Raw genomic sequence first — 26,775 nt, 5'->3', positions numbered from 1 at the left:
TGCTGCGGCAATGACAAAGGGGGCGTTCGCGCCCCCTTTGTCATTGCTTACATGGCCAGTAGCGAGAAGATCGCCGGGCGCTTGTGCAGGTCGATCCGCTCGGGACGCCAGTCTGACAGCGGCAGCGTGACGATGGTCTCGCCCGGCAGGGTCAGGTCCACGGCCACGGACAGCAGCGTGGTGCCGGCGCAGTGCTGGCGCATGGCTTCCAGCAGCGCCGCATTGCGGTAGGGCGTTTCGATGAACACCTGGGTCTGGCTGGACTTGCGCGAGCGCTGCTCCAGCTCACGCAGGCGCTGCGCGCGCTCGCCGGCATCGACCGGCAGGTAGCCGTTGAAGGCAAAGCTCTGGCCGTTCAGGCCCGAGCCCATCACCGCCAGCAGGATCGAGCTGGGCCCGACCAGCGGCCGCACGCGGATGCGGCGCGCATGGGCCAGCCGTACCAGGTCGGCGCCGGGGTCGGCCACCGCCGGCACGCCGGCCTCGGACAGTAGGCCGCCGTCTCGGCCGGCTTCGAGCGGGACAAGTAGCGCGGCCAGGGCGTCGGCGCGCGTGTTGACGTTCAGCTCGCGGATCTCGATCTGCTGGATCGGGCGCGCCAGCGGCGTGGTCTCGCCCAGCTTCTTCAGGAAGGCGCGCGCGGTCTTGGCGTTCTCGGCGACGAGGTAATCGAGGTTGGCCGCGACCTGCTGCACGCCGGCTGGGATCACGTCGGCCAGTGGGTCGGCTTCGTCGCGCTTGCCGAGGGTATTGGGGATCAGGTAAAGAGTGCCGCTCATCGTGGGCTCGTGCGGGTCATGCGGAAAGAAGAGGGTAGCCGGCCTGGCGCAGCATGCCGGTCAGCGCGATCAGCGGCAGGCCGACCAGTGCGGTCGGGTCGTCCGACTCGACGCGTTCCAGCAGCGTGATGCCCAGGCCTTCGGACTTGGCGCTGCCGGCCACGTCGTAGGGGCGCTCCAGCTGCAGGTAGGTTTCGATTTCAGCGTCGGTCAGGTCGCGCATGGTCACGCGGGTCTGCACGTCGGCCAACTGCACGGTGCCGGTGCGTGCGTCCAGCAGGCACAGAGCCGAGTGGAAGGTGGCGGTGCGCCCGCGCATGCGGCGCAGTTGCGCCACGGCTTTCTCGTGCGTGCCGGGCTTGCCCATCTGTTCGCCGTCCAGGGTCAGCACCTGGTCCGAGCCGATCACCAGCACGCCCGGATGGCGTGCGGCAATGGCTTCGGCCTTGCGCTGTGACAGGCGCAGCGCGGTGGCTTCGGGCGCTTCGCCGGCAAGCGGTGTTTCGTCGATGTCGGGCACGGCCACCTCGAACGGAATGCGCAGGCGCGCCAGCAATTCGCGGCGGTAGGGCGAGCCGGAGCCAAGGATCAGGCTTGGGCGGGGGTCTGGGGACATAAGTAATGGAATCGGAGCAGGAAGCGAAACAGTAAAAGGTGCGGCCCGCGTTGCAAGACCTTTGACCTCGGCACGGTTTACGTCGTACAATCGCGCGTTTAGCCGCATCCGCACCCGGGCGCAGTGCCGCCAATGTGCGCGGCCCGTAGTCCGACAGGCGTGGAATGTGGTGAACCAGTCATTGTATAGCGACCGGAGCCACGCACATGACCCAGCCGATTGACCTGCGCGCGCTTGATCTCTTCGCCTTGTGCCGGAAGGGTGAAAGCCTGGCCGGCGACGTGGCGGTGCGGGATTTGCCGCGCATCTTAGCCGAGACCGCCGCGCAAGCGCCAGCCTCGGCACCCGATGAGACGTTTGCCTATACGGCCACTGGCTTCATGCGTGAAGAGGCGGCCGAGCCGGGCGCCCCGGTGGCGCGGCGGCTGTTTCTCGACGTGACCGTGCAGGGCCGGATATGGCTGGATTGCCAGCGCTGCCTGGCCCCCTATGCCGAGCCGATCGATACGGCAACGCGTTTCGAGGTGGTGGAGAGCGAGGAAGCGGCCGACGCCGCGCCGATGGACGACGACGAAGTCGACGTGATCGCCGGCTCGAAGCATTTCTCGCTGCTGGACCTGATTGAAGATGAAGTGCTGCTGGCGTTGCCGGTGGCCCCCAAGCATGACGTCTGCCCGACGGTGCACGAAAGCCTCGTGACCGGTTCGGACGGCGAGGCGCAGCCAGAGGCTGAGCCTGAGGAAGAAAAGCGACCTTCGCCCTTTGCGGCGCTGGCCGGCCTGAAGACCAAGCATTGATGCCGCCGACAGGCGGTGCGCAAGGTCTTGCAGGTGAATCTGAAGCATCCGGCCGGGCCCCGGCTACGCCTTGGGCGGGATGCGTGTGTTAATATTGAAAAATTCTCGAAGGAGTCATCATGGCTGTTCAACAGAACAAGAAGTCGCCGTCCAAGCGCGGCATGCACCGTTCGCACGATCACCTGTCGGCCGCGCCGCTGGCAGTTGAGCCGACCACCGGCGAAACCCACCTGCGTCACCACGTCAGCCCGAACGGCTACTACCGTGGCCGCAAGGTCATCAAGACCAAGAACGACTGATAGCTTCGTTCGGCGTGACGTTGCGTCTCGCTCGCGCATGCCTGTAGGTCGGACACTAAAAGGTCAGAGACAAAAAAGCGGCAAGATCGTTGCCGCTTTTTTGTTGGGCGCTCGGATTTCCCGCCGGGCGTGGCGTGCGCCGCCGCGCTATCCGTACCAGGAACAATGACGATCAAAATCGCTATCGACTGCATGGGCGGCGATCACGGAGTCTCCGTGACGGTGCCTGCGGCGATCAGTTTTCTATCCCGCCACGACGACGCCGAGATGGTGCTGGTCGGCTTGCCCGACCCCATCCGGACGCAGCTGAAGAAGCTTCACGCGCTGGACCATCCGCGCGTGACTATCGTCGAGGCCACCGAGGTCATCACCATGGATGACCCGGTCGAGGTGGCGCTGCGCAAGAAGAGGGATTCCTCGATGCGCGTCGCCGTCACGCAGGTCAAGGAAGGCCTGGCCGGTGCCTGCATTTCCGCCGGCAATACCGGCGCGCTGATGGCGGTGTCGCGCTATGTGCTTAAGACGCTCGAAGGCATCGAGCGGCCGGCCATCGCCACCACCATCCCGAACGAGCAAGGCTGGGGCACCACTGTGCTGGACCTGGGCGCCAATGCCGACTGCGAGCCCGAGCACCTGCTGCAGTTCGCGCGCATGGCCGAAGCCATGGTGGCCGTGGTCGACCACAAGGACCACCCCACGGTGGGCCTGCTGAACATCGGCGAGGAAGTCATCAAGGGCAATGAGGTGGTCAAGCGTGCGGGTGAACTGCTGCGCGCCTCGGAGCTGAACTTCTACGGCAACGTGGAAGGCAACGACATCTTCAAGGGCACTACCGACATCGTGGTCTGCGACGGCTTTGTCGGCAACGTGGCACTCAAGAGCACCGAGGGCCTGGCCAAGATGATCGGCAGTATGATCAAGGAAGAATTCACCCGCTCGTGGTTCACCAAGCTGCTGGCCGCAGTCGCCATGCCGGTGCTGTCGCGCCTGGCCAGGCGGCTTGACCCGGCGCGCTACAACGGCGCCTCGCTGCTTGGGCTGCGCGGGCTGGTGATCAAGAGCCACGGCTCGGCCGATGCCCATTCTTTTGAGTGGGCCATCAAACGCGGGTATGATGCCGCCAAGAATGGCGTGATCGCCCGCATTACCCGGGCTTTTGCCGATAAATCCAGCGCCGCAGGCGCTGCACAGCCCGCCCCGGAGACAGAGGTGCCTGGCGCGCATCCCAGCCCCCACGTCGCCTGAGCGCCACGCGCGCCGGTCGAGGGTGCCTGCGGGCCATACGATCCGACAAAACATGACCAAGTACGCAAAAATCATCGGTACCGGGAGCTACCTGCCTCCGCGGCGCGTGACCAACCATGACCTGGCCGCGCAGCTTGCCGAAAAGGGCATCGAGACCAGCGACGACTGGATCGTCTCGCGCAGCGGCATTTCGGCACGCCACTGGGCCGAGCCGGATGTGACCAGCAGCGATCTCGCGGTCAAGGCTGCCGAGCAGGCCATCGAGGCTGCCGGCATCGACCGCCAGAGCATCGACCTGATCATCGTCGCCACCTCGACGCCGGACTTTGTGTTCCCCAGCACGGCCTGCATCGTGCAGGAAAAGCTGGGTATCACCAACCACTGCCCGGCCTTCGACCTGCAGGCGGTGTGCTCGGGCTTCGTGTACGCGCTGGCCACGGCCGACAAGTTCATCCGCAGCGGCTCGCACCGCAACGTGCTGGTGATCGGCACCGAGGTGTTCTCGCGCATCCTGGACTTCAACGACCGCACCACCTGCGTGCTGTTCGGCGACGGTGCCGGCGCCGTGCTGCTGTCGGCCTCCGAGGAGCCGGGGATCCTGTCCACCGCGATGCACTCGGACGGCAGGCATGTCGATATCCTGTGCGTGCCGGGCAACGTCGCCGGCGGCAACATCACCGGCAACCCGTTCCTGCACATGGACGGCCAGGCTGTGTTCAAGCTGGCTGTGAATGTGCTGGACAAGGTCGCGCGCGAAGCCATGGAGGCTGCCAGCCTGACGCCGGACCAGGTTGACTGGCTGATTCCGCACCAGGCCAATATCCGCATCATGCAGGGCACGGCGAAGAAGCTGGGCCTGCCGGCGGAGCGCATGGTCGCCACCGTGCATGAGCACGGCAACACCTCGGCCGCGTCGATCCCGCTGGCGCTGGACGTCGCGGTGCGCGACGGCCGCATCCGCCCGGGCCAGACCGTGCTGATGGAAGGCGTGGGCGGCGGCTTCACCTGGGGCGCGGTGCTGCTGCGCATGTGATTCGCGGCCGGTGCCATGGCATGCCGCGCATGCAGGACATGCCGCGGCGCCGGCCACCCGTTTCTTGTTAGGGTTCCATTCCGATGAAATTCGCTTTCGTATTTCCCGGCCAGGGTTCGCAGTCGGTCGGCATGCTCAATGCCTTCGCCGATAACGCCGTGGTGCGCGCTACCGTGGAAGAAGCCTCGGCCGCGCTCGGCCAGGACCTCGGTCGCCTGATCGCCGAAGGCCCCGCCGAAGAGCTGAACCTGACCACCAACACGCAGCCGGTGATGCTGACCGCCGCCGTGGCGGTCTACCGTGCCTGGCTGGACGCCGGTGGCCCGGCGCCGGCGCTGGTTGCCGGCCACAGCCTGGGCGAGTACTCGGCGCTGGTGGCTGCGGGCGTGATCCCGTTTGCCGATGCGGTGCCGCTGGTGCGCTTCCGCGCGCAAGCCATGCAGGAAGCCGTGCCGGTGGGCGAGGGCGCCATGGCCGCGATCCTGGGCCTGTCCGATGACGACGTGCGCGCCGCTTGCGCCGAGGCATCGGCCGCGGGCGTGGTCGAGGCCGTGAACTTCAACGCGCCGTCGCAGGTGGTGATCGCCGGCCACAAGGCCGCGGTCGAGAAGGCCTGCGAAATCGCCAAGGGCAAGGGCGCCAAGCGCGCGCTGCCGCTGCCGGTGTCGGCGCCGTTCCACTCGTCGCTGCTCAAGCCCGCTTCTGACCGCCTGCGCGAGCGCATGGCCGGCCTGGCTTTCTCGGCGCCGTCGATCCCGCTGGTGAACAACGTCGACGTCGCCATCGTCAATGATCCGGACGCGATCAAGGACGCCCTGGTGCGCCAGGCCGCAGCGCCGGTGCGCTGGGTCGAGTGCGTGCAGAAGATGGCCGCCGAAGGCATCACGCACGTGATCGAATGCGGCCCCGGCAAGGTGCTGGCCGGCATGACCAAGCGCATCGACGGCAACCTGACCGGCGGCGCGATCTTCGATCCGGCCTCGCTGCAAGACACGCTGGCGCTGCTGAAGTAAGCAAGAGGACATCCGCATGACCAAACTTCTCGACAACCAGGTTGCGCTGGTCACTGGCGCCTCGCGCGGCATCGGCCGCGCCATCGCGCTGGAACTGGCCCGCCAGGGCGCCACCGTGATCGGCACCGCCACCAGCGAAGCCGGCGCGGCCGGCATCACCGATTACCTCGGCGTCGATGGCCTGAAGGGCAAGGGCGCCGTGCTCAACGTCAATGACGCGGCCGCTTGCGACGCGCTCATCGACGAGATCGTCAAGACCCACGGCGGCATCGGCGTGCTGGTCAACAATGCCGGCATCACGCAGGACCAGCTGGCGATGCGCATGAAGGACGAGGACTGGCTGGCCGTGATTCAGACCAACCTGACCTCGGTGTTCCGCCTGTCGCGCGCGGTGCTGCGCCCGATGATGAAGGCCCGCCAGGGCCGCATCATCAATATCACTTCGGTGGTGGGCTCGGTCGGCAACCCCGGCCAGATGAACTACTCTGCTGCCAAGGCGGGCGTGGCGGGCATGACCCGCTCGCTGGCCGCGGAAATCGGCAGCCGCAACGTGACCGTGAACTGTGTCGCGCCGGGCTTTATCGACACCGACATGACCAAGGCGCTGTCCGAAGAGCAGCATGCTTCTCTCAAGACACAGATCCCGCTGGGTCGCCTTGGCCAGCCGGAGGATATCGCCAACGCGGTGGCCTTCCTGGCTGGTCCGCAAGCCGCTTACATTACCGGCACTACGCTGCATGTGAACGGCGGGATGTACATGAACTAATGGGTTTTTGGTTGGCTGGTTTCGGGGAAGAAGCCCGAAGAAGCCGCCTGAAGTAGTAGTTTTCCGAACCAAACGGGCGCGATTCTTGCAAAGCTTGGCAGGCGGCATTTCTGTCGCCTCAAACCTGCTAAAATGCGCCCACTTTTTGTCGAACTTCCCTGGAGGGTTACATGGACAATATCGAACAACGCGTCAAGAAAATCGTGGCAGAACAGCTTGGCGTGGCCGAGGCAGACATCAAGAACGAATCGTCGTTCGTGAACGATCTCGGTGCGGACTCGCTGGACACGGTTGAACTCGTGATGGCGTTGGAAGATGAATTCGGCATGGAAATTCCTGATGAGGAAGCCGAAAAGATCACGACCGTGCAACAGGCTATCGACTACGCCACCGCGCACGTCAAGGCCTAAGCCCGTCGTCTCTGCATTCCGAGCCACAGAAGGCAGGTGGGCGGGCCGTTGCGGCCGCGCCTTGCTGTTTTCTGTGGCTTTCGTCTGTTTGAAGAAGCAGAATGGAATGTGCTTCGCCGTGCGGCCCGCAAGGCCGGCGGCGGGTTGATCTCCGTTCCGTTCCCGTTTCACGCACCCGTAGGAAAACATAGTGAGCCGTCGTCGCGTCGTCGTCACTGGGCTTGGCCTTGTGTCTCCGGTCGGAAACACGGTTGCCGAAGGCTGGGCCAACCTGGTTGCCGGCAAGTCCGGCATCGCCACCATCACCAAATTCGATCACTCCGCGCTTTCCGTGCACTTTGCCGGTGAAGTGAAGGGTTTCAATGCCGAGGACTACATCCCCGCCAAGGAAGCCCGCGCGATGGATACCTTTATCCATTTCGGCATTGCAGCCGGCACGCAGGCGCTGAAGGACAGCGGCCTGGAAGTGACCGACGCCAATGCCGAGCGCATCGGCGTGCTGGTCGGTTCGGGCATCGGCGGGCTGCCGTTGATCGAAGAAACCCACGCCGTGCTGACCGAGCGTGGTCCGCGCCGGATTTCGCCGTTCTTCGTGCCGGGATCGATCATCAACATGATCGCGGGCCACCTGTCGATCATCCACGGCATCAAGGGCCCGAACCTGGCTGCCGTGACCGCTTGCACGACCGGCCTGCACAGCATTGGCCTGGCCGCCCGCCTGATCCAGGCCGGCGATGCCGACGCCATGCTGGCGGGCGGTGCCGAGTCGACCGTGTCGCCGCTGGGCATCGGCGGTTTCGCCGCTGCGCGTGCGCTGTCGACGCGCAATGACGATCCGGCGGCCGCTTCGCGTCCGTGGGACAAGGACCGCGACGGCTTCGTGCTGGGCGAAGGCGCGGGGGTGATGATGCTGGAGGAGTACGAGTCGGCCAAGGCGCGCGGCGCGCGCATCTATGCCGAGCTGATCGGCTTTGGCATGAGCGGCGACGCCTATCACATGACCGCGCCGAACATGGACGGCCCGCGCCGTTGCATGGTCAATGCGCTCAAGGACGCCGGCATCAATACCGACCAGGTGCACTACCTGAACGCCCACGGCACGTCCACGCCGCTGGGCGACAAGAACGAATCCGATGCGATCAAGGCCGCATTCGGCGAGCAGGCCTACAAGATGGTGGTGAACTCGACCAAGTCGATGACCGGCCATCTGCTGGGCGGTGCCGGCGGCCTGGAATCGGTCTTCACCGTGCTGGCGCTGCACAACCAGGTGTCGCCGCCGACGATCAACCTCGACAACCAGGATCCCGAGTGCGACCTGGACTACGTGGCCAACACGGCGCGCGAGATGAAGATCGACGTCGCGGTGAAGAACAACTTCGGTTTCGGTGGCACCAACGGCACGCTTGTTTTCCGCCGCGCCTGATCCGTGGTTGAGGCGGGCCCTTCGCGGGCTGCGCCAGGGCAGGGTCCACCCGTTGTGGGCCCTGTTCATGTTTTGTGCCGGCGAAACGCTGGCGCTCGCGCTGCTGGCGCGGACGCTGGCCGATGTGGTGGCCGGCAGTCAGTCTGGTTTCCATTGGGGGCATGCCGCCATGGCGCTGGGACTCACGCTTGCCGCCACGGCGACGGTGCGTGCCTGGCTGGCGTGGTGGCGCGGCCTGCGCTGGCACTGCACCGCGGTGCTGCACGCCCCCGACGGCAAGGAGCCATTGCGGATCCGCCTGCAAGGGCCGGGCGGTGCCCGGCACGAGGCTGTGGTCAGGCAATGCTGGCAGGCCGGGGGCGCCGTTGTCGTGCGCCTGGTCCCCGGAGCGCCCGGGATGCCGGGCGCCATATTTCTTCCCTGGCAGGCGGGTTCGCCCGAGTTGGTGCGGCGGTTGCAACGCGCCGCCAGAGTTGCACTGCGGGTGCAACCTGATATGCCGGCAGGGGAACGATTTTGTTAGCTTACGGTCACAGGATGCGCGTTGCTTCACCGGGCGGGCTTAGAATCGTAGGTAAAATACAACGTTTGTCGTGACGACCAAACCAAGAGATACACTGCAGGTGAGCCATACGTGAGCGAACGCGAAGCCGATCAGCTCCTAGTTGAACGCGTCCAGCAGGGCGACAAGCGGGCCTTTGAACTTCTGGTGACCAAATACCATCGGAAGATCATTCGCCTGATTTCGCGCCTGGTCAGGGACCCCGCTGAGGTTGAGGATGTGGCGCAGGATGCCTTTATCAAGGCATACCGCGCCTTGCCCCAGTTCCGCGGGGAGTCGGCCTTCTATACGTGGCTGTACCGGATCGCCGTCAACACGGCCAAGAACTACCTGGCCACCCAGGGCCGCCGCCCGGAAGCGTCCAGCGATATCGATGCAGAAGAGGCTGAAACTTTTGCGGACGGTGAGCAACTAAGGGATATCAATACGCCGGAATCGATGCTTCACACGCGCCAGGTCGCCGAGACGGTGAACCGCGCCATGGAGGCCCTTCCGGAGGAATTGCGAACCGCCATCACGCTGCGCGAGATCGAGGGCCTCAGCTATGAGGAGATCGCCGAAGCGATGGGATGTCCGATCGGGACGGTGCGTTCGCGGATCTTCCGGGCGCGCGAGGCGATTGCCGAGAAATTGCGTCCGCTGCTGGGAACGGCAGAGGGCAAGCGGTGGTAGTAGTCGGGTAGTCGAGAAGAATGTCGTGCGGCCAGCGTTGCAGCGTATTCCTGCATCGATAAGCGACAGAAGTGACGGGATTATCGGTGTTCAATGGAATGTCTTGGGGTGGGAAATGGGTCAGGCTCATAAGCAGTCGGTTCATGTAGTGGAAGCAGCGGAGCAGATCTCCGTACTGATGGATGGCGAACTGGCGCTGCACGAAGTCGATGCCGTGCTGGGTCTCGCGAAAAGCGATGCCGGCATGTCCGACTGGGCCACTTACCAGTTGATCGGCGACACGCTGCGTTCGGAAGACCTGACGCACGCGGGTTCCACCACTGCTTTCCTCTCTCGTTTCTCCGCGCGCCTGGAAGCCGAGCCGCACGTACTGGTGCCGGCAGTGGCGCAGGCCAGCGCCCGCCACCGCCTGCTGGTCAGGCCGTCGTGGGTGCGCCGCGTGATGCCGGGCACCGCGATCGCCGCCGCCGTGGCAGCGGTCAGCTGGGTGGTCGTGCCGCAGATGCGCGGCCCCGCCACGCTGGCCACCCCCGATGCCGTGGTGGCGCGCGCCGACCAGCCCGCAGCCAGCCCGGCCTCTGGTATCGTCACCGTGGCGGCGGAAAGTCCCCAGATGATCCGTGACCCGCGCCTGGACGAATACCTGCGTGCCCATCGCACGTCGGTGGCAACGGATGCGTTCGTGCCCACCATGCGCACGGTTGCCAACGGTGCAAACTTTACTCAGGAAAATACGCAGGAATAATGCCGGACATGCTTAAAGGAGGGTCGCCCGCCTATGTAGCGGGCGCGCAGAAAATCAGGGCCCTGCGTAGGTCCTTTTTTCTGGCCTTGTGTCTGAGCGCTGCCGCGGCCACCGCACAGCCTTCAGACAGTACGCTGAACCGACGCGACGCCACCGCCTGGCTCAACAAGATCCACAAAGCCGCACAGCGCGAAAACTATGTCGGCACGCTGATCTACCAGCGCGGCAGCGTCATGCACGCCTCGCGTATCCAGCATTACAGCGATCTCGTCCACAACGAGTACGAACGCCTGGAAACGCTCGATGGCAAGCCGCGCGAGGTGCTGCGGCAGAATGACGTGGTGCACAGCCTGATCCCCGAAGCCAAGCTGGTGGTGGTGGAGAAGCAGGAAGCCAAGGACCGCTTCCCGGCGCTGCTCGCCACCAACAAGAACGACGTGCTGGACCTGTACGACATGCGCAAGATGCCCGCCGAGCGGGTGGCAGGCATGGAGTGCGAGGTCTTTGCGCTGGAGCCGCACGATGCCGCACGCTATGCGGTGCACCTGTGGGCGGAGAAAAACTCCGGCCTGCTGATGCGCGCGCAGACCATTGGCGACGGCGGCAAGGTGCTGGAGCAGGTCGCGTTCTCGCAGGTGCAGATCGGGGTGCCGTCCGAAAAGCAGCGTATCCTCGGGGCGATCAAGAATTCCAGCAGCTGGAATCGCTATGAGGTGACCTACCAGCCGACCAATATCGCCGACGAGGGCTGGTCGATTGCGGTGCCGCTCAAGGGCTTCCAGAAGATCCGTGAAGTCCGCCGTCCGCTCGGCGAACTGCGCGCGCCCGCGCCGGGCAACGCGCACGGCCAGGTCTTCGAAGTGCTGCAGGTCGTCTACAGCGATGGGCTGACCGGCCTGTCGGTCTTCATTGAACCGGTTTCCGAGCAACGCGTGCGCCGCGAGGGCGTGGCCGCGCTCGGCGCGACCCAGGTCGTGGTGCGCCGGATTGCCGATTTCTGGATTACCGTGGTGGGCGAGGTGCCGGCGAGCACCGTCCGGCAGTTTGCGACCGCCGTGGAATACCGCCCGCCCAAGGCGGTACACTGAGCTTGACGCAGGTGCAGCCGACGCCGCCGGACTCTGTCCCGGCGCCGGCTCCATGAAACTTGCGCAGGGGTCCCCGCCACGGGATCACATCCAGACGGTTTTTCTTCTATTTGCTGAATCCCGGGAGTTGTCGATGATGTTCAGATCTCCAGCCCTGGCGCGGGCCGTGGTCATGGCTGCCATGATGCTGCTCGGCCCGACTGTTGCCGAAGTCAGCCATGCCCAGGCTGCCGCCTCCAACTACAACCTGCCCGATTTCACCGACCTGGTGGAAAAGGCGAGCCCGGCCGTGGTCAATATCCGCACTACGGAACTCGTGCGCCAGCGCGGTGCGCCCGGCGGCGATGACGAGATGGCGGAATTCTTTCGGCGCTTCTTCGGCGTGCCGATGCCCGGTGCCCCGGCGCCCGGCGCCCCCCGCCGCGGCCAGCCGCCGCAGCAGGAAGAGCAGAGCCGCGGCGTGGGTTCGGGCTTCATCATCAGCCAGGACGGCTACGTGATGACCAACGCGCACGTGGTCGCCGATGCCGAAACCATCTATGTGACGCTGCCCGACAAGCGCGAATTCAAGGCCAAGCTGATCGGCTCGGACAAGCGCACCGACGTGGCGCTACTCAAGGTCGAGGCCAGCGGGCTGCCGCGCCTGCCGCTGGGCGATTCCAACAAGGTTCGCGCCGGCGAATGGGTGCTGGCTATCGGCTCGCCGTTCGGACTGGACAACAGCGTGACCGCCGGCATCGTCTCGGCCAAGGGCCGCGACACGGGCGACTACCTGCCGTTCATCCAGACCGACGTGGCGGTCAACCCCGGCAATTCCGGCGGCCCGCTGATCAACCTGCGCGGCGAGGTGATCGGCATCAACTCGCAGATATACAGCCGCAGCGGCGGCTACATGGGCATCTCGTTCGCGATCCCGATCGACGAGGCGATGCGCGTGTCCGAGCAGCTCAAGGCCTCCGGGCGCGTGACGCGCGGGCGCATCGCCGTGGCCATCGGCGACGTCACCAAGGAGGTGGCCGATTCGCTGGGCCTGGGCCGTGCGCGCGGCGCGCTGGTCGGCAGCGTCGAGCCGGGTGGTCCTGCCGAGAAGGCGGGCATCGAGGCCGGCGACATCATCCTCAAGTTCAACGGCCGCGATATCGAGCGGGCCTCGGACCTGCCGCGCATGGTGGGCGAGACCAAGCCGGGCACGCGCGTGCCGCTGCAGCTGTGGCGCAAGGGCGCGACCCGCGACGTCACGATCACCGTCACCGAGCTGGAGCCGGACGGCAAGGCCAAGGCCCGCAGCGGCGCAACGCCCAAGGACGACAGCGCGGCGCAGGCCGGCAAGCCCAACGCGCTGGGCCTGGTGGTCAATGACCTGCCCGAGGCGCGCCTGAAGGAGCTCAAGCTCAAGTCGGGTGTCGAGGTGGAAGTGGCCGACGGCCCGGCGCTGCGTGCCGGCATCCGTCCGGGCGACGTCATCCTGCGCCTGGGCGATACGGACGTGACCAACGCCCGCCAGTTCAACGAGCTGGTGCGTAGCCTGGACAAGAACCGGATTGCCGCGGTGTTCGTGCGGCGCGGCGACGCCACCCAGGTGCTGACGCTGCGTCCTGGCGCCACGTCCAGCCGCTGATCCGCCATGGCCGGTATGCCCGCGCTGACGCTGTACGGCCGGGCATACTGCCACCTTTGCGAAGACATGAAGGTCGCGCTGGAGCCGCTCCGGCGCGATTTTTCTTTCACCCTGCATGAGGTGGATGTCGATGCCGATGCGGGGCTGGAAGACCGCTTTGGCGAGCTGGTGCCGGTACTGATGCCAGGCACGCCGGCAGACTTGCAAGGCAGCGCCGTGGCGCTTTGCCACTATTTCCTCGACGAAGCGGCCGTAAGGGTGTGGCTTGCCGCACATGGTGGCGCGCACACCACCTGCTGATCCCCGCCGGTAACCGCCGCCCGCCGCGCCACGCCGCCATTTGACGACCCGGAAGTCATTGAAAATCCGGTAAAATTGCAGATTGGCGCAAAAATTGCACCCCCCGAACCTGCGGTACGCCCGCGCACGCCTTGCGGCGCGCGGCGCCGGGCCGCTCAACCGCTTGTTGCCGCGCGGGCTCTCACGCCGGCGCCCCCTGAACACTAGATGGACCATATCCGTAATTTCTCGATCATTGCCCATATCGACCATGGGAAGTCCACCCTGGCCGACCGGATCATTCAGCTTTGTGGAGGGCTGTCGGATCGGGAGATGGAAGCGCAGGTCCTCGATTCGATGGATATCGAAAAGGAGCGCGGCATCACCATCAAGGCGCAGACCGCTGCGCTCAGCTACAAGGCGCGCGACGGCCAGGTCTACAACCTGAACCTGATCGACACCCCGGGACACGTCGACTTCAGTTATGAAGTGAGCCGCTCGCTGTCCGCCTGCGAAGGCGCGCTGCTGGTGGTCGACGCCTCGCAGGGCGTTGAGGCGCAGACCGTGGCCAACTGCTACACCGCAATCGAGCTGGGCGTGGAAGTGGTGCCGGTGCTCAACAAGATCGACCTGCCGCAGGCCGATCCCGATAACGCGATCCAGGAGATCGAGGACGTGATCGGCATCGATGCGCAGGACGCCACGCCGTGCTCGGCCAAGACCGGGCAGGGCGTGCAGGACGTGATCGAGGCGCTGATCGCCAAGGTGCCGCCGCCCAAGGGCGACGCCGACGCGCCGCTGCAGGCGCTGATCATCGACTCGTGGTTCGACAACTACGTTGGCGTGGTGATGCTGGTGCGCGTGGTCAACGGCACCCTGCGTCCCAAAGACAAGGTACTGCTGATGGCCAACGGCTCACAGCACCTGGTCGAACAGGTGGGCGTGTTTACGCCGAAGTCGATCCCCCGCGATGCGCTGACGGCGGGCGAGGTCGGCTTCGTCATCGCCGGCATCAAGGAGCTGAAGGCGGCCAAGGTGGGCGACACCATCACCACCATGCAGCGCAAGGCCGAGGCGCCGCTGCCGGGATTCAAGGAAGTCAAGCCGCAGGTGTTCGCCGGCCTGTACCCGGTCGAGGCCAACCAGTACGAGGCGCTGCGCGAGTCGCTGGAAAAGCTGCGGCTCAACGATGCCTCGCTGATGTTCGAGCCGGAAGTGTCGCAGGCGCTGGGCTTCGGCTTCCGCTGCGGCTTCCTCGGCCTGCTGCACATGGAGATCGTGCAGGAGCGCCTGGAGCGTGAGTTCGACATGGACCTGATCACCACCGCGCCGACGGTGGTGTACCAGGTCGAGATGCGCGACGGCACCGTGATCACCGTGGAAAATCCGGCGAAGATGCCGGACCCGAGCAAGATCGAGGCGATCCTGGAGCCGATCGTCACCGTCAATCTGTATATGCCGCAGGAATATGTCGGCTCGGTGATTACGCTGTGCACGCAGAAGCGCGGTTCGCAAATCAACATGAGCTACCACGGCAAGCAGGTGCAGCTGACCTACGAGATCCCGATGGCGGAAATCGTGATGGACTTCTTCGATCGCCTGAAGTCGGTGTCGCGCGGCTATGCGTCGATGGATTACGAGTTCAAGGAATATCGCCCGTCGGACGTCGTCAAGGTCGACATCCTGATCAACAGCGACAAGGTCGATGCGCTGTCGGTGATCGTGCACCGTTCGAACTCGCAATACCGTGGCCGCGAGGTCGCGGCCAAGATGCGCGAGATCATTCCGCGCCAGATGTACGACGTGGCGATTCAGGCCGCCATCGGCGCGAATATCATTGCGCGCGAAAACGTCAAGGCGCTGCGCAAGAACGTGCTGGCCAAGTGCTACGGCGGGGACATCACGCGCAAGAAGAAGCTGCTGGAAAAGCAGAAGGCCGGCAAGAAGCGGATGAAGCAGGTCGGTACGGTCGAGATCCCGCAGGAGGCTTTCCTGGCCATCCTGCAGGTGGACGACAAGTAAGAAGGCGCAGCGAGCAGGGCAGTGCCACGCGCGGCGGCTTGCCGCCGTGGTGAAAGAACAGGCTGTACCAGGATTTCAAAAAACCAGAAGCCGTCATGAATTTTGCACTGATCCTTTTTGTGCTGGTGGTGATTACGGGCGTCGCGTGGGTTGCGGACAAGCTCGTGTTCGAGCGGCAGCGCCGCTCTTCGGCGCGGCTGGCGCTGGCCGAGTTCGATTCGCGCCAGGCCGACCTGCAGGGCCGCTTCGGCGCGGCGGAAGCTGACGCCACGCGCAAGCGCCTGGCCGAGGAAAAGCTGCGCCAGCCGTGGTGGCTGGAGTATTCGGCCAGTTTCTTCCCGGTGATCCTGGCGGTGTTCGTGCTGCGCTCGTTCGTGGTCGAGCCGTTCAAGATCCCGTCCGGCTCGATGATCCCGACGCTGCTGATCGGCGACTTCATCCTGGTCAACAAGTACGAGTACGGCATCCGCCTGCCGGTGGTGAACAAGAAGGTCGTGGACATGGGCGAGCCGCAGCGCGGCGACGTGATGGTGTTCCGCTACCCGAAGGACCCGTCGCTCGACTACATCAAGCGCGTGATCGGCGTGCCGGGCGACGTGGTGCAGTATGCCAACAAGCGCCTGACCATCAACGGCAAGCCGGCCGAGTACACTGCGCTGCCGGATTTCCTGGACGAGGAGCGCCTGGCGTATTCCAAGCATTTCCGCGAAAAGCTGCCAGGCAGCGTCGATCATGGCATCCTGAACGACGCCGACCGCCCGTCGTTTATCGCGGGGGCGGACCCGGATTTCCCGTACCGGGAAAACTGCACTTACAATCAGCAGGGCGTGACCTGCAAGGTACCTGCGGGTCACTATTTCGTCATGGGTGACAACCGGGACAACAGCCTGGATTCCCGTTACTGGGGGTTCGTGCCGGACGAGAATATCGTCGGCAAGGCCTTTGTGATCTGGATGAACCTGGGCAATTTCGGACGCGTGGGAACGTTCAAATAAGAATCCCCGCGGCGCAAGAACACTCAACGCAAAACGAGGACAAGCGCATCATGGGTCAATTTGGGAAGGTGGGGGGCAGGAATCCGGTACGACGCCGGGCAGGCATGGGCGGGTTTTCCGTCTGGACGCTGCTGGTGATCGTGGTGTTCGTGATCGGGGTGGCCTTGCCGGCCCTGCGCGCGATCCCGAGTCTGGTGGAGTATTTTTCGGTCAAGCGCGCGGCCAGCTATGCCAAGCAGCGCGCCACCAACAAGCGCGAAGTGGTCGATTTTTTTGAGAAACAGGCAGTCATCGACCGGATTACCGCAGTCAAGGCCGAGGACCTCCTGATCCGGGAAGACGAGAACGGCACCATCCAGTCGGTCGATTTCTCGTACCGGACCGAGGTGCCCGTCTATGGACCCCTGAGCCTACTGATTACCTATTCAGGAACGCAGCACTGATATGAACCTTGACGCCTTGCAGCAACGACTCGGCTACCGATTCAGCAAGCCCGAATTGCTGCAACAGGCGCTGACGCACCGCAGCCACAGCGCCCAGCACAACGAACGCCTTGAATTCCTGGGCGATTCGGTGCTCAACTGCGCCGTGGCGGACATGCTCTATGGCATGTTCGGCAAGCTCGACGAGGGTGACCTGTCGCGCGTGCGGGCCAACCTGGTCAAGCAGCAGGCGCTGTACGAGATCGCCCAGATGCTGCAGTTGTCCGATACCCTGCGCCTGGGCGAGGGCGAACTCAAGAGCGGGGGCTTTCGCCGCCCGTCGATCCTGGCCGATGCGCTGGAAGCCATCGTCGGCGCGGTGTTCCTGGACGCCGGCTTCGATGCCGCCCGGGCGCTGATCCGCAAGCTCTATATCCCGATCCTGGAGCAGGTCGATCCGCGCACGCTCGGCAAGGACGCCAAGACCCTGCTGCAGGAATACCTGCAGGGCCATAAGATCGCCCTGCCGCAATATAACGTAATCGCCACACACGGGGCCGCGCACAGCCAGCAGTTTGAAGTCGAGTGCACGGTGCCTAAACTGGAAGTCCGGGTGTTCGGCACCGGCGCCTCGCGGCGCGCCGCCGAGCAGGCCGCCGCCAAGCTGGCGCTGGACGAAGTCCAGAAGCTGGTGCCGCAGTTGCTCAAGCGCAGCCGCGCCGAGCGCACCGGCAAGACCCGCAAGCAACCCGTGCCGCAAGACCCACAGCTGTCTCTCAGGTTGAAGGAATGACCGAATCTACCCATCCGCAGCAAGACGCGGCGGATACCCCGGCCGCGGCGTTCCGCTGCGGCACCGTGGCCATCGTCGGCCGCCCCAACGTGGGCAAGTCCACGCTGATGAACGCGCTGGTCGGCCAGAAGATCAGCATCACCTCGCGCAAGGCGCAGACCACGCGGCACCGCATCGTCGGCATCCAGACCACGGATGACGCGCAGTATGTGTTCGTCGACACGCCGGGCTTCCAGACCCGCCACGCCAGCGCGCTGAACCGTTCGCTGAACCGCGCGGTTACGTCCACGCTGTCGTCGGTGGACCTGGTCCTGTTCGTGGTCGAGGCCGGCTACTACGGCGCCGACGACGAAAAGGTGCTGTCGCTGTTGCCGAAGAGCACGCCGGTGCTGCTGATCGCCAACAAGCTGGACCGCGTCAACGGCGAGAACCGCTCGGAAGTGATGATGCCCTTCCTGGAAAAGATGGGGCAGCAGTTCCCGTTCCGCGAAGTGGTGCCGATGACGGCCAAGACCCACGACCATATCGCGCGCCTGTTCGCGATCATCCGGCCCTACCTGCCGGAAGGCGAGCCGATGTATGACGCCGACGCCATGACGGACCGCAGCGAGCGCTTCCTGGCCTCGGAGATCATCCGCGAGAAGGTGTTCCGCTGGACCGGCGACGAGCTGCCGTACACCAGCACGGTGATCATCGACAAGTTCGAGACCGAGGGCCGCCTGCGCCGCGTCTTTGCCACCATCCTGGTCGAGCGCGACGCGCACAAGGCCATGATCATCGGCAACAAGGGCGCCAAGCTCAAGCAGATCTCCACCGAGGCGCGCCTGGACATGGAAAAGCTGTTCGACGGCAAGGTCTACCTGGAAATGTGGATCAAGGTGAAGAGCGGCTGGGCCGACAACGAAGCTGGGCTGCGCGCGTACGGCTACGAGTGAGCATAACGGCGAGCGACCAGTGAGCAAGACGGCTGACATCGCGCGCGCGCCGGCGCCGGCGCCACGGTCCCGCCGCGCCGACCCCGTGGTCGACGAGGCCGCCGAACTGCTCGACAGCAAGGCGCTGCCGGGCATGGCCGACGCGGCCGCGCGCGCGATGATGGACCGCGCCATGCGCATCGTGCCGGCGCGGCCCGAGTCGCGCGTGGCCGAGCAGCCCGGCTTTGTGCTGCACGCCTGGCCGTATCGCGAGACCAGCCTGATCCTGGACCTGTTCACGCGCGACTACGGCCGCATCTCGATGGTGGCCAAGGGCGCAAAGCGCCCGCACTCCGCGCTACGCGCGGTGCTGCAGCATTTCCACCCGGTCTCGGTGTCATGGAGCGGCCGCGGCGAGGTCAAGACCCTGACCAAGGCCGAGTGGGTCGGCGGCATGCCGCCGCTGGACGGCGACGCGCTGCTGTCGGCGTTCTACCTGAACGAGCTGCTGATGCGCTTCTGCCCGCGCGAGGACGCGCATCCGGCCTTGTTCCGCCACTACCTGACGACGCTGACGCGGCTGGCGCACGGCGAGCAAGCCGGGCTGGTGCTGCGCAGCTTTGAACGCGTGCTGCTGCAGGAAACCGGCTTCGCGGTGGCCTTCGACCAGTGCCTGAGCACCGGCGAGCGGGTCCAGCCAGGCCTGGACTATGTCTACCAGCCAGAGCGCGGCGTGCGCCGCGCGCAGCCGAGCGACCCGTCGTCGTGGCCGGTGGTCACTGGCCAGACGCTGCTGGACATGGCGCAGGACGATTACAGCCGCGCGCAGACCGCCGCGCAAAGCCGCGCGCTGATGCGGTTCCTGCTGCATTATTATCTGCAAGGCGCGCCACTGAAGACGCGCCAGATACTGATCGACCTGCAGTATCTCTGACCGACTCAAGAACCCTCCGACTTACTCCTGCACCTGCTCGCATGATCTTCCACGCAAATCCGGGCGTCATCGACCTTGGCGTCAATATTGACCACGTCGCCACGCTGCGCAACGCGCGCGGCACCGTGTACCCCGATCCCATCCGCGCCGCGCTGCTGGCGGAACAGGCCGGCGCCGACCTGATCACGCTGCACCTGCGCGAAGACCGCCGCCATATCCGCGATGCCGACGTGCGCGCGCTGCGCCCGCAACTGGCCACGCGCATGAACCTGGAATGCGCGATCACGCAGGAGATGCTCGACATCGCCTGTGAAATCCGTCCGCAGGACGTGTGCCTGGTGCCGGAGCGCCGCGAGGAAGTGACCACCGAGGGCGGGCTGGATGTGGCCGGGCGTTTCGAGCAGGTCAAGGCGGCGTGCGCGCAGCTGGCCGGCGCCGGCATCCGCGTGTCGCTGTTCATCGATGCCGATGCCGACCAGATCGCCGCCGCGGCCGCGTGCGGCGCGCCGGTGATCGAGCTGCATACCGGCCGCTATGCCGATGCGCATACGCCCGATGAGCAGGCGCTCGAGTTCCGCCGCATCGCCGATGGCGTCGATGCCGGCCAGAAGCACGGCCTGGTGGTCAACGCCGGCCATGGCCTGCACTACACCAATGTGCAGCCGATTGCCGCGCTGCCCGGCATCAAGGAACTGAACATCGGCCACGCGATCGTGGCGCATGCGGTGTTCGCGGGCTGGGAGAACGCGGTGCGCGAGATGAAGGCCATCATGGTCGCCGCGCGCCTGGGCACGCGCTACCCTGCCGCGGGCGCCCCGGCGTGATCTACGGCGTCGGCACCGACATCATCCAGATCGCCCGCGTGCAGGGCGTGATGGAACGCACCAACGGCCGTTTCGCGGAGAAGGTGCTGGGCCCCGATGAGCTGGCCAAGTACCACGCCCGCAAGGCGCGTTCCGAAAAGCGCGGGCTGGCTTTCCTGTCCACGCGCTTCGCTGCCAAGGAGGCGTTCTCCAAGGCCATCGGCCTGGGCATGCGCTGGCCGATGACGTGGCGCGCGATGGAGCTGATGAACCTGCCGTCCGGCGAGCCCACGGCGGTGTGCCATGGCGAGCTGGCCGCATGGCTGGCGGAACGCGGGCTCACCGTGCGGGTCAGTGTCAGTGACGAGCACGACTTTGCCGTCGCCTTCGCCATTGCCGAGCGTGCGGGCGGGGCGGCTTCCTAACCTACAGCCTTGTGAATCCAACAACTTCCATGTCCAAGAAGAACTCCGGCAAGCGGCCGGGCCCGGTGGTCCTCGACGTCGTCGGCAAGCAGCTCGACGCGGAGGATGCGCGCCGCATCGCGCATCCGCTGACCGGCGGCGTGATCCTGTTCGCGCGCAATTTCGAGTCGCGCGCGCAACTGCTGGCGCTGACGCGCGCGATCCGAGCAGTGCGCGACGACGTGCTGATCTGCATCGACCATGAAGGCGGGCGCGTGCAGCGCTGCAAGACCGACGGCTTCACCCACCTGCCGGCGATGCACCGCCTGGGCGGGCTGTGGGAGCGCGACGTGCTGGCCGCGACCAAGGCCGCCGTGGCCTGCGGCTACGTGCTGGCCGCCGAGCTGCGCGCCTGTGACATCGACCTGAGCTTCACCCCGGTGCTGGACCTGGACTACGGCCGCAGCGCCGTGATCGGCGACCGCGCCTTCCACGCCGATCCGCGCGTGGTGTCGATGCTGGCCGGCCACCTGAACCACGGCCTGCTGCTGGCCGGCATGAGCAACTGCGGCAAGCACTTCCCCGGCCACGGCTATGTCGAGGCCGATTCGCACGTGGCGATCCCGGTCGACGAGCGCTCGCTGGACGAGATCCTGGAGCAGGATGCGCGCCCGTATGAATGGCTGGGCCTGTCGCTGTCTTCGGTGATGCCCGCGCACGTGATCTACCCCAAGGTCGACCCGAACCCGGCCGGCTTCTCGCGCTACTGGCTGCAGGATGTGCTGCGCGCCCAGCTGGGCTTCGAGGGCGTGATCTTCAGCGACGACCTCAGCATGGAAGGCGCCAGCGTCGCCGGCAATGTCACCGAGGCCGCGCGCGCCGCGCTGACCGCGGGCTGCGACATGGTGCTGATCTGCAACCATCCGGAGCGCGCCGACCAGTTGCTTAGCGAGCTGGACGTGGGCATCGACAAGACCTCGCAGCGCCGCATCCGCAAGCTGTTCGCGCGCAGGAAGCCACTGGACTGGAACAAGCTGCACCAGGAAGGCGAGTACCGCGCCGCGCTGCGCACGCTGAAAGAGCACGACCTGATCGCCTGAACGGGGCTGCGTGCAGAAACAAAAATGGCAGCCGAGGCTGCCATTTTTGTTGACCGGCCCCGCGCTGAAGCGGGGCGAAGCGAGCGCCTTAGTTGGCGCGGCTACGGTATTCGCCGGTGCGGGTGTCGATTTCGATCTTGTCGCCGATGTTGCAGAACAGCGGCACTTGCAGCTCGAAGCCGGTGTTGATCTTGGCGCCCTTGAGCACCTTGCCCGACGAGGTGTCGCCCTTGACGGCCGGCTCGGTGTAGACGATTTCGCGGACCAGCGTGGTCGGCATTTCAACCGAGATGGCCTTGTCGTTGTAGAACACCACTTCAACATTCATGCCGTCTTCGAGGTAGTTCAGCGAGTCGCCCATGCTGTCCTTCTCGACTTCGTACTGGTTGTAGTCGGCGTCCATGAACACGTACATCGGGTCAGCGAAGTACGAGTAGGTGCATTCGCGGCGCTCGAGCACCACGACTTCGAACTTGTCGTCGGCCTTGAACACCGACTCGCCCGGTGCGTCCGTCAGCAGGTTCTTGTACTTCATCTTGACCACAGCGGCGTTGCGGCCCGACTTGTTGTATTCGGCCTTCTGCACGACCATCGGATCGCCGCCGATCATGAACACGTTACCGACGCGGAGTTCCTGTGCGATTTTCATCTGAACTGTTTTCCTGAAATAGAAAGTAGGAATTTGGAATGGCGAAGGCGCGCTGCCGGCATCACCTGCGGTGAGCCTGTGAGCCCCAACGAGAGGCGTTCACGCGCTCGCGACCCCGTGCTCAGCTTGCATTCAGGTCTTCGCCCAGTGTCAGTCTGACGCCTGGGAAAGGCCCTGGTTCTCCGGCCCGGTCGCCATTTGAATCAACCGATCATTTTACCTGATTTTCGCAAAAGGCCACCAGGTTGGCGGCAAGATCGCCGGGATGCTGCATGCGCCGCTCCCAGCGCGGTGCGATTGCAGCAAGTGCCGGCAGGTGCGCACGCAGGCGCGGCCAGTCGAGGGGAACGCCAAAACCGTTCCAGGCGTGCCAGAACTCCGTCAGCGCGCTGGCCGCTTCCGGCGCCACGCCGCTCTGGCGAAACAGGTCGAGCCAGGCATCGAGCTTCGTCCGGTGCGCGGCATCGTCCTGCGGGTAGATATGCCACACCAGCGGCTGTGTCGCCCACTGCGCGCGCACGAAGGAATCCTCGCCGCGCACGAAGTTCAGGTCGCAGGCCCACAGCAGTTCGTCAAAGTGCTCCTGGCGTACGAAAGGGATCAGCTGCACGCACAGGCTGCCGCGTTGCACCGGATCGCCAATCCGCAGCGGGGTGCCCAGCCATTCGGCGACCTGGTCCGCGGCCAGGCCTGCGGGCACGAGGCAATGGACCGCCTCGGCGGCATCGCGCCATTGCTCCAGCAGCACGGGCAGGGCCGGGTTGCGGTAGGCAAACAGGCTCACGCGCAGCGCATCGGGCCGGGGTGTCACGCTCAGCCGGTGCCACAAGGCCGCCTGGGCGGCCGTGCCGCTGAGGAAGGCTGCGCGCTGCGCGCCCAGCATCGATTCCCGCAGCAGGCCGCCGGTGCCCGGCTCGAAGCCGGGGAAGAAGAAATGCTTCACCAGCGGCAGCCGCGGATGGGGCGAGGGCATCGCATGGTGCTCCCGTACCCACGGCTCGGCGCTCAGGTATTCCAGGTTGATCCAGGCGGGTTTGGGGTCACGCGCGGCCATGCGGGCCAGGAAGGCTTGCGGCACATCGCAGGCGAAGGCTTCGATGACGGCATCGTGTGGCTCGACCCCGGCGGTGTCATCCACGTCGCTATCGCCACCCGGCCGCCACGGACGAATCTCCACGCCCGCCAGGCGCTGCACGGTGGCGCCGGTATCGAGTTCCGGCGCCAGCCGCGCGAAGCTGGCCAGGTCATCGACCCACAGCCGCACCGCGTGCCCATGCTCCTGCGCCAGCTGGCGGGCCAGCCGCCAGCAGACGCCGATGTCGCCGAAGTTGTCGATTACGGTGCAGAAGATGTCCCAGGAGCGGATAGGCATGACAGGTGAGGGGCGCGCGGGCGGGGCGCGCGCTGAATTGCTCTAAACTTGCGATTTTAGAGGCCATGCCGTTTTGATGCGCGCAGGCCGTGTAGCGGTCACCGTCCCCAATGTCCGACCAGCAACCCGATTCCCCGAAACCCGCCGACGAAGTTCCGGCCGAAATGCCGCCCGAAACGCCGGCCGCCCAGCCAGCCGAGGTGACTGCCGAGGCGTCTGTTGAAGCGCCGCCGGAGCCGTTCGATCCGCGCCCGGTCATTTCCCGCCTGCCCGGCCTGCCGGGCGTGTACCGCTATTTCGATGCTGCCGGCAATGTTCTGTACGTGGGCAAGGCGCGCGACCTGAAGAAGCGGGTATCGAGCTATTTCAACAAGACCCAGTTGTCGCCGCGCATTGCGATGATGGTGGCGCGCATTGCCCGCATCGATACCACGGTGGTGCGCACCGAGGCCGAGGCGCTGCTGCTCGAGAACAACCTGATCAAGGCGCTGGCGCCGCGCTACAACATCCTGTTCCGCGACGACAAGTCGTACCCGTTCCTGAAGCTGACCGGGCACCGCTTCCCACGCATGGCGTACTACCGCGGCGCCACCGACCGCAAGCACCAGTACTTCGGGCCGTTCCCGAGCGCCTATGCGGTGCGCGAGAGCATGCAGATCCTGCAGAAGGTGTTCCAGTTGCGCACCTGCGAGGACACCGTCTTCAACAACCGCACGCGGCCGTGCCTGCTGCACCAGATCCACCGCTGCACCGGGCCGTGCGTCAACGCCATCAGCGAAGAAGACTATGCGCGCGACGTCGCCAACGCGGCGCGCTTCCTGCAAGGCCGCCAGACCGAGGTGCTGGAGGGCCTGCAGGGCAAGATGGAACAGCACGCCGAGCGGCTGGAATTCGAGCAGGCCGCGGCCGTGCGCGACCAGATCGCGGCGCTGTCGACCGTGCTCAAGCGCCAGGCGGTGGAAGAAGTGGGCGGGCAGGCGCGCGATATCGACGTGCTGGCCGTGGCGGTGGAGGGCGGGCGTGCCTGCGTCAACCTGGCCATGGTGCGCGGCAGCCGCCATCTGGGCGACAAGGCCTACTTCCCGGCCCATGCCGACGAAGCGGCGATGATCGTCGAGGATGCCGATGAACGCGCCGAGGAGCGCGAGGATGGGGCGGACAGCGCCGCAGCCGCGCTGCCGCTGACCGTCGACCGCATCGCCACGCGGGTGCTGTCGGCCTTCATGGTGCAGCACTACCTGGAGCAGCCGGCGCCGCCCATCATCGTCGTCAGCCATGCGCCGGACGATGCCACGGTGCTCGAGGCGCTGACGCTGCACGCCGGGCGCAAGGTCACGCTGGTGCGCCAGCCGCAGGGCCAGCGCAAGGTCTGGCTGGAGATGGCGCAGCAGGGCGCGGCGCTGGCGCTGTCGCGCCGGCTGGCCGAGCAGGGCAGCCAGGAGGCGCGCACGCGCGCGCTGGCCGAAACCATCGGGCTGGATCTGGAAGACCTGGCGCTGCTGCGCGCGGAGTGCTTCGACATCAGCCATACCGCCGGCGAGGCCACCCAGGCGTCGTGCGTGGTGTACCACCACCACGACATGCAGAACAGCGAATACCGCCGCTACAACATTCAGGACATCATCCCGGGCGATGACTACGCGGCCATGCGCCAGGTGCTGACGCGGCGCTACCAGAAGCTGGTCGAGCAGATCCAGGAAGACGGCGGCATGGAGGCCGGCAGCGAAGCCGCGGCGCAGGTGCCGCAGATCGTGCTGATCGACGGCGGCAAGGGCCAGGTCGAGGTGGCGCGGCAGGTGTTCGAAGAGCTTGGGCTGGATATCGGGCTGCTGGTCGGCGTGGCCAAGGGCGAGGGCCGCAAGGTCGGCCTGGAGACGCTGGTGTTCGCCGATGGCCGTCCCTCGCTGGAGCTGGGGCAGGGCAGCGCCGCGCTGATGCTGGTGGCGCAGATCCGCGACGAGGCGCACCGCTTTGCCATCACCGGCATGCGCGCGCGCCGCGCCAAGACGCGCACCACCTCGCGCCTGGAAGAGATCGAGGGCATCGGCGCGCGCCGGCGCCAGAAGCTGCTGACCCGCTTTGGCGGGCTGCGCGGCGTGATGGCCGCCAGCATCGATGAGCTGGCCAGCGTCGAGGGCATTTCACGCGGCCTGGCCGAAGAGATCTACCGGCAGTTGCACTGAGCGCGCGGGGCCGCGGGGCGGTGCGGGGTGGGAAATTGGCCAATGATGGTCGATTGGTCCGGAAATCGGCGACAATCGCAAGATTGGTTACCGTCCCCCGCCGCCCGAGTTCCATGCCCTTCAATTTCCCGATCCTGCTGACCTGGCTTCGTGTCGCCATGATTCCACTGGTGGTAGGCGTGTTCTACCTGCCCGACGCGTGGCTGCCGATGCATGCCAAGAACCTGACGGCGGCGTCGTTTTTCATCATTGCCGCGGTCACGGACTGGCTGGACGGGTTCCTTGCGCGGCGCTGGAACCAGACCTCGTCGTTCGGCGCCTTCCTGGACCCGGTCGCCGACAAGCTGATGGTGACGGCGGCGCTGCTTTCGCTGCTGGCGCTGGGCCGGGTCACGGACCTGATCGCGCTGGTGATCATCGGGCGCGAGATCACCATTTCGGCGCTGCGTGAATGGATGGCGCAGATCGGCGCTTCCAAGAGCGTCGCGGTGAACTTCCTCGGCAAGCTCAAGACCACGGTGCAGATGGTGGCGATCCCGCTGCTGCTGTACAGCGACCGCCTGCTCGGCTTCGATGCTCACCTGCTCGGCACGTGGATGATCTACGTGGCGGCAGTGCTGACGCTGTGGTCGATGTTCTATTACATGAAGCTTGCCTGGCCGCAGATCCGCGAGCGCAGCGGGATGGTGGCGCGCGCCGGCGCGCAAAAGTGAAAAGAATTTTTGAAAAGGTGTTGACGACGAGAGCAGTTCTTTGCATAATCTCATTCTCGTTGCTGACGACGCAAACGAAAGCAGCGAGATAGGGTTGGTTTAACGCAAGATGTTGTGAGATAACAG

The 26,775-nt window shown here is 65.6% G+C and carries 29 protein-coding genes; 25 read left to right on the top strand and 4 right to left on the bottom strand.

The window, feature by feature from the left end; all coding sequences use genetic code 11:
- Positions 1–47: 47 nt before the first annotated feature.
- On the bottom strand, positions 48–779 hold the full coding sequence (locus KB879_RS24785) for an SAM-dependent methyltransferase (protein WP_013957376.1): 732 nt from the start codon (positions 777–779) through the stop codon (positions 48–50).
- A gap of 16 nt (positions 780–795) precedes the next feature.
- Positions 796–1,395, bottom strand: a complete 600-nt coding sequence (locus KB879_RS24780) for a Maf-like protein (protein WP_013957375.1) — start codon at positions 1,393–1,395, stop codon at positions 796–798.
- Between the two features lie 206 nt (positions 1,396–1,601).
- Here KB879_RS24780 and KB879_RS24775 point away from each other — a divergent pair, with 206 nt between their 5' ends.
- The 23 genes from KB879_RS24775 (at position 1,602) to nagZ (ending at position 21,732) form a co-directional block, all read left to right on the top strand.
- The gene (locus KB879_RS24775) at positions 1,602–2,192 is read left to right on the top strand and encodes a DUF177 domain-containing protein (RefSeq protein WP_013957374.1); all 591 of its coding nucleotides are present in this window, start codon (positions 1,602–1,604) and stop codon (positions 2,190–2,192) included.
- A gap of 119 nt (positions 2,193–2,311) precedes the next feature.
- On the top strand, positions 2,312–2,491 hold the full coding sequence (rpmF, locus tag KB879_RS24770) for a 50S ribosomal protein L32 (protein ID WP_010814675.1): 180 nt from the start codon (positions 2,312–2,314) through the stop codon (positions 2,489–2,491).
- A 165-nt stretch (positions 2,492–2,656) separates the two neighbouring features.
- Positions 2,657–3,736 (top strand): phosphate acyltransferase PlsX, encoded by a 1,080-nt coding sequence (gene plsX / locus KB879_RS24765; RefSeq protein WP_013957373.1) that lies wholly within the window; start codon positions 2,657–2,659, stop codon positions 3,734–3,736.
- Between the two features lie 52 nt (positions 3,737–3,788).
- The gene (locus KB879_RS24760; protein ID WP_013957372.1) at positions 3,789–4,769 is read left to right on the top strand and encodes a beta-ketoacyl-ACP synthase III; all 981 of its coding nucleotides are present in this window, start codon (positions 3,789–3,791) and stop codon (positions 4,767–4,769) included.
- Between the two features lie 83 nt (positions 4,770–4,852).
- The gene (fabD, locus tag KB879_RS24755) at positions 4,853–5,782 is read left to right on the top strand and encodes an ACP S-malonyltransferase (protein ID WP_013957371.1); all 930 of its coding nucleotides are present in this window, start codon (positions 4,853–4,855) and stop codon (positions 5,780–5,782) included.
- Positions 5,783–5,798: 16 nt separating this feature from the next.
- Positions 5,799–6,548 carry a 3-oxoacyl-ACP reductase FabG gene (gene fabG, locus KB879_RS24750; protein ID WP_211979961.1) on the top strand — a complete coding sequence of 250 codons (750 nt, stop codon included), beginning with the start codon at positions 5,799–5,801 and terminating at the stop codon, positions 6,546–6,548.
- 170 nt (positions 6,549–6,718) lie between these two features.
- Positions 6,719–6,958 (top strand): acyl carrier protein, encoded by a 240-nt coding sequence (gene acpP, locus KB879_RS24745; RefSeq protein ID WP_008644813.1) that lies wholly within the window; start codon positions 6,719–6,721, stop codon positions 6,956–6,958.
- Positions 6,959–7,148: 190 nt separating this feature from the next.
- A complete protein-coding gene (gene fabF / locus KB879_RS24740; protein WP_013957369.1) occupies positions 7,149–8,381 on the top strand; it encodes a beta-ketoacyl-ACP synthase II in 1,233 nt (410 codons plus the stop codon).
- 52 nt (positions 8,382–8,433) lie between these two features.
- Positions 8,434–8,904, top strand: coding sequence for a hypothetical protein (locus KB879_RS24735; protein ID WP_228772480.1), 471 nt, complete (start codon positions 8,434–8,436; stop codon positions 8,902–8,904).
- 111 nt (positions 8,905–9,015) lie between these two features.
- Positions 9,016–9,615, top strand: a complete 600-nt coding sequence (rpoE, locus tag KB879_RS24730) for an RNA polymerase sigma factor RpoE (protein WP_010814682.1) — start codon at positions 9,016–9,018, stop codon at positions 9,613–9,615.
- A 115-nt stretch (positions 9,616–9,730) separates the two neighbouring features.
- Positions 9,731–10,360, top strand: a complete 630-nt coding sequence (locus tag KB879_RS24725) for a sigma-E factor negative regulatory protein (protein ID WP_013957367.1) — start codon at positions 9,731–9,733, stop codon at positions 10,358–10,360.
- Positions 10,361–10,368: 8 nt separating this feature from the next.
- Complete coding sequence (locus KB879_RS24720; RefSeq protein ID WP_013957366.1) at positions 10,369–11,448, top strand: MucB/RseB C-terminal domain-containing protein; 1,080 nt, start codon at positions 10,369–10,371, stop codon at positions 11,446–11,448.
- 133 nt (positions 11,449–11,581) lie between these two features.
- Positions 11,582–13,066, top strand: a complete 1,485-nt coding sequence (locus KB879_RS24715; protein WP_211979960.1) for a DegQ family serine endoprotease — start codon at positions 11,582–11,584, stop codon at positions 13,064–13,066.
- Positions 13,067–13,081: 15 nt separating this feature from the next.
- Positions 13,082–13,366, top strand: a complete 285-nt coding sequence (locus KB879_RS24710; protein WP_041228427.1) for a glutaredoxin family protein — start codon at positions 13,082–13,084, stop codon at positions 13,364–13,366.
- A 207-nt stretch (positions 13,367–13,573) separates the two neighbouring features.
- The gene (gene lepA / locus KB879_RS24705) at positions 13,574–15,367 is read left to right on the top strand and encodes a translation elongation factor 4 (protein ID WP_013957363.1); all 1,794 of its coding nucleotides are present in this window, start codon (positions 13,574–13,576) and stop codon (positions 15,365–15,367) included.
- Between the two features lie 95 nt (positions 15,368–15,462).
- Positions 15,463–16,362: a signal peptidase I gene (gene lepB, locus KB879_RS24700; RefSeq protein WP_013957362.1), complete on the top strand. Its 900-nt coding sequence runs from the start codon at positions 15,463–15,465 to the stop codon at positions 16,360–16,362.
- A gap of 50 nt (positions 16,363–16,412) precedes the next feature.
- A complete protein-coding gene (locus KB879_RS24695; protein WP_013957361.1) occupies positions 16,413–16,805 on the top strand; it encodes a DUF4845 domain-containing protein in 393 nt (130 codons plus the stop codon).
- A gap of 1 nt (position 16,806) precedes the next feature.
- Positions 16,807–17,577 (top strand): ribonuclease III, encoded by a 771-nt coding sequence (rnc, locus tag KB879_RS24690; protein WP_010814690.1) that lies wholly within the window; start codon positions 16,807–16,809, stop codon positions 17,575–17,577.
- On the top strand, positions 17,574–18,512 hold the full coding sequence (era, locus tag KB879_RS24685) for a GTPase Era (protein WP_211979959.1): 939 nt from the start codon (positions 17,574–17,576) through the stop codon (positions 18,510–18,512). Before rnc ends, era begins: the two co-directional genes overlap by 4 nt.
- Before the next feature lie 19 nt (positions 18,513–18,531).
- Positions 18,532–19,425 carry a DNA repair protein RecO gene (recO, locus tag KB879_RS24680; RefSeq protein ID WP_013957359.1) on the top strand — a complete coding sequence of 298 codons (894 nt, stop codon included), beginning with the start codon at positions 18,532–18,534 and terminating at the stop codon, positions 19,423–19,425.
- Positions 19,426–19,466: 41 nt separating this feature from the next.
- On the top strand, positions 19,467–20,249 hold the full coding sequence (gene pdxJ / locus KB879_RS24675; RefSeq protein ID WP_153954743.1) for a pyridoxine 5'-phosphate synthase: 783 nt from the start codon (positions 19,467–19,469) through the stop codon (positions 20,247–20,249).
- Entirely contained in the window at positions 20,246–20,653 is a 408-nt protein-coding gene (gene acpS / locus KB879_RS24670; RefSeq protein WP_013957357.1) for a holo-ACP synthase, read from the top strand. Before pdxJ ends, acpS begins: the two co-directional genes overlap by 4 nt.
- Positions 20,654–20,682: 29 nt before the next feature.
- Positions 20,683–21,732: a beta-N-acetylhexosaminidase gene (nagZ, locus tag KB879_RS24665; RefSeq protein WP_153954744.1), complete on the top strand. Its 1,050-nt coding sequence runs from the start codon at positions 20,683–20,685 to the stop codon at positions 21,730–21,732.
- Between the two features lie 88 nt (positions 21,733–21,820).
- Here nagZ and efp read toward each other — a convergent pair whose 3' ends face one another.
- Positions 21,821–22,381: an elongation factor P gene (gene efp, locus KB879_RS24660; protein ID WP_010814696.1), complete on the bottom strand. Its 561-nt coding sequence runs from the start codon at positions 22,379–22,381 to the stop codon at positions 21,821–21,823.
- Between the two features lie 211 nt (positions 22,382–22,592).
- Entirely contained in the window at positions 22,593–23,753 is a 1,161-nt protein-coding gene (earP, locus tag KB879_RS24655; RefSeq protein ID WP_211979958.1) for an elongation factor P maturation arginine rhamnosyltransferase EarP, read from the bottom strand.
- A gap of 110 nt (positions 23,754–23,863) precedes the next feature.
- On the opposite strand from earP, the gene uvrC reads away from it, so the two are divergent.
- A complete protein-coding gene (gene uvrC, locus KB879_RS24650; RefSeq protein WP_371827373.1) occupies positions 23,864–25,936 on the top strand; it encodes an excinuclease ABC subunit UvrC in 2,073 nt (690 codons plus the stop codon).
- Between the two features lie 113 nt (positions 25,937–26,049).
- A complete protein-coding gene (gene pgsA / locus KB879_RS24645; RefSeq protein WP_013957352.1) occupies positions 26,050–26,649 on the top strand; it encodes a CDP-diacylglycerol--glycerol-3-phosphate 3-phosphatidyltransferase in 600 nt (199 codons plus the stop codon).
- The last annotated feature ends 126 nt before the right edge of the window (positions 26,650–26,775 follow it).

It is taken from the genome of Cupriavidus sp. KK10 (assembly GCF_018223725.1).
Lineage (GTDB): Bacteria > Pseudomonadota > Gammaproteobacteria > Burkholderiales > Burkholderiaceae > Cupriavidus > Cupriavidus necator.
The sequence above is the reverse complement of the archived record's forward strand: the minus strand, read 5'-3'. Positions and strand labels throughout refer to the sequence as shown.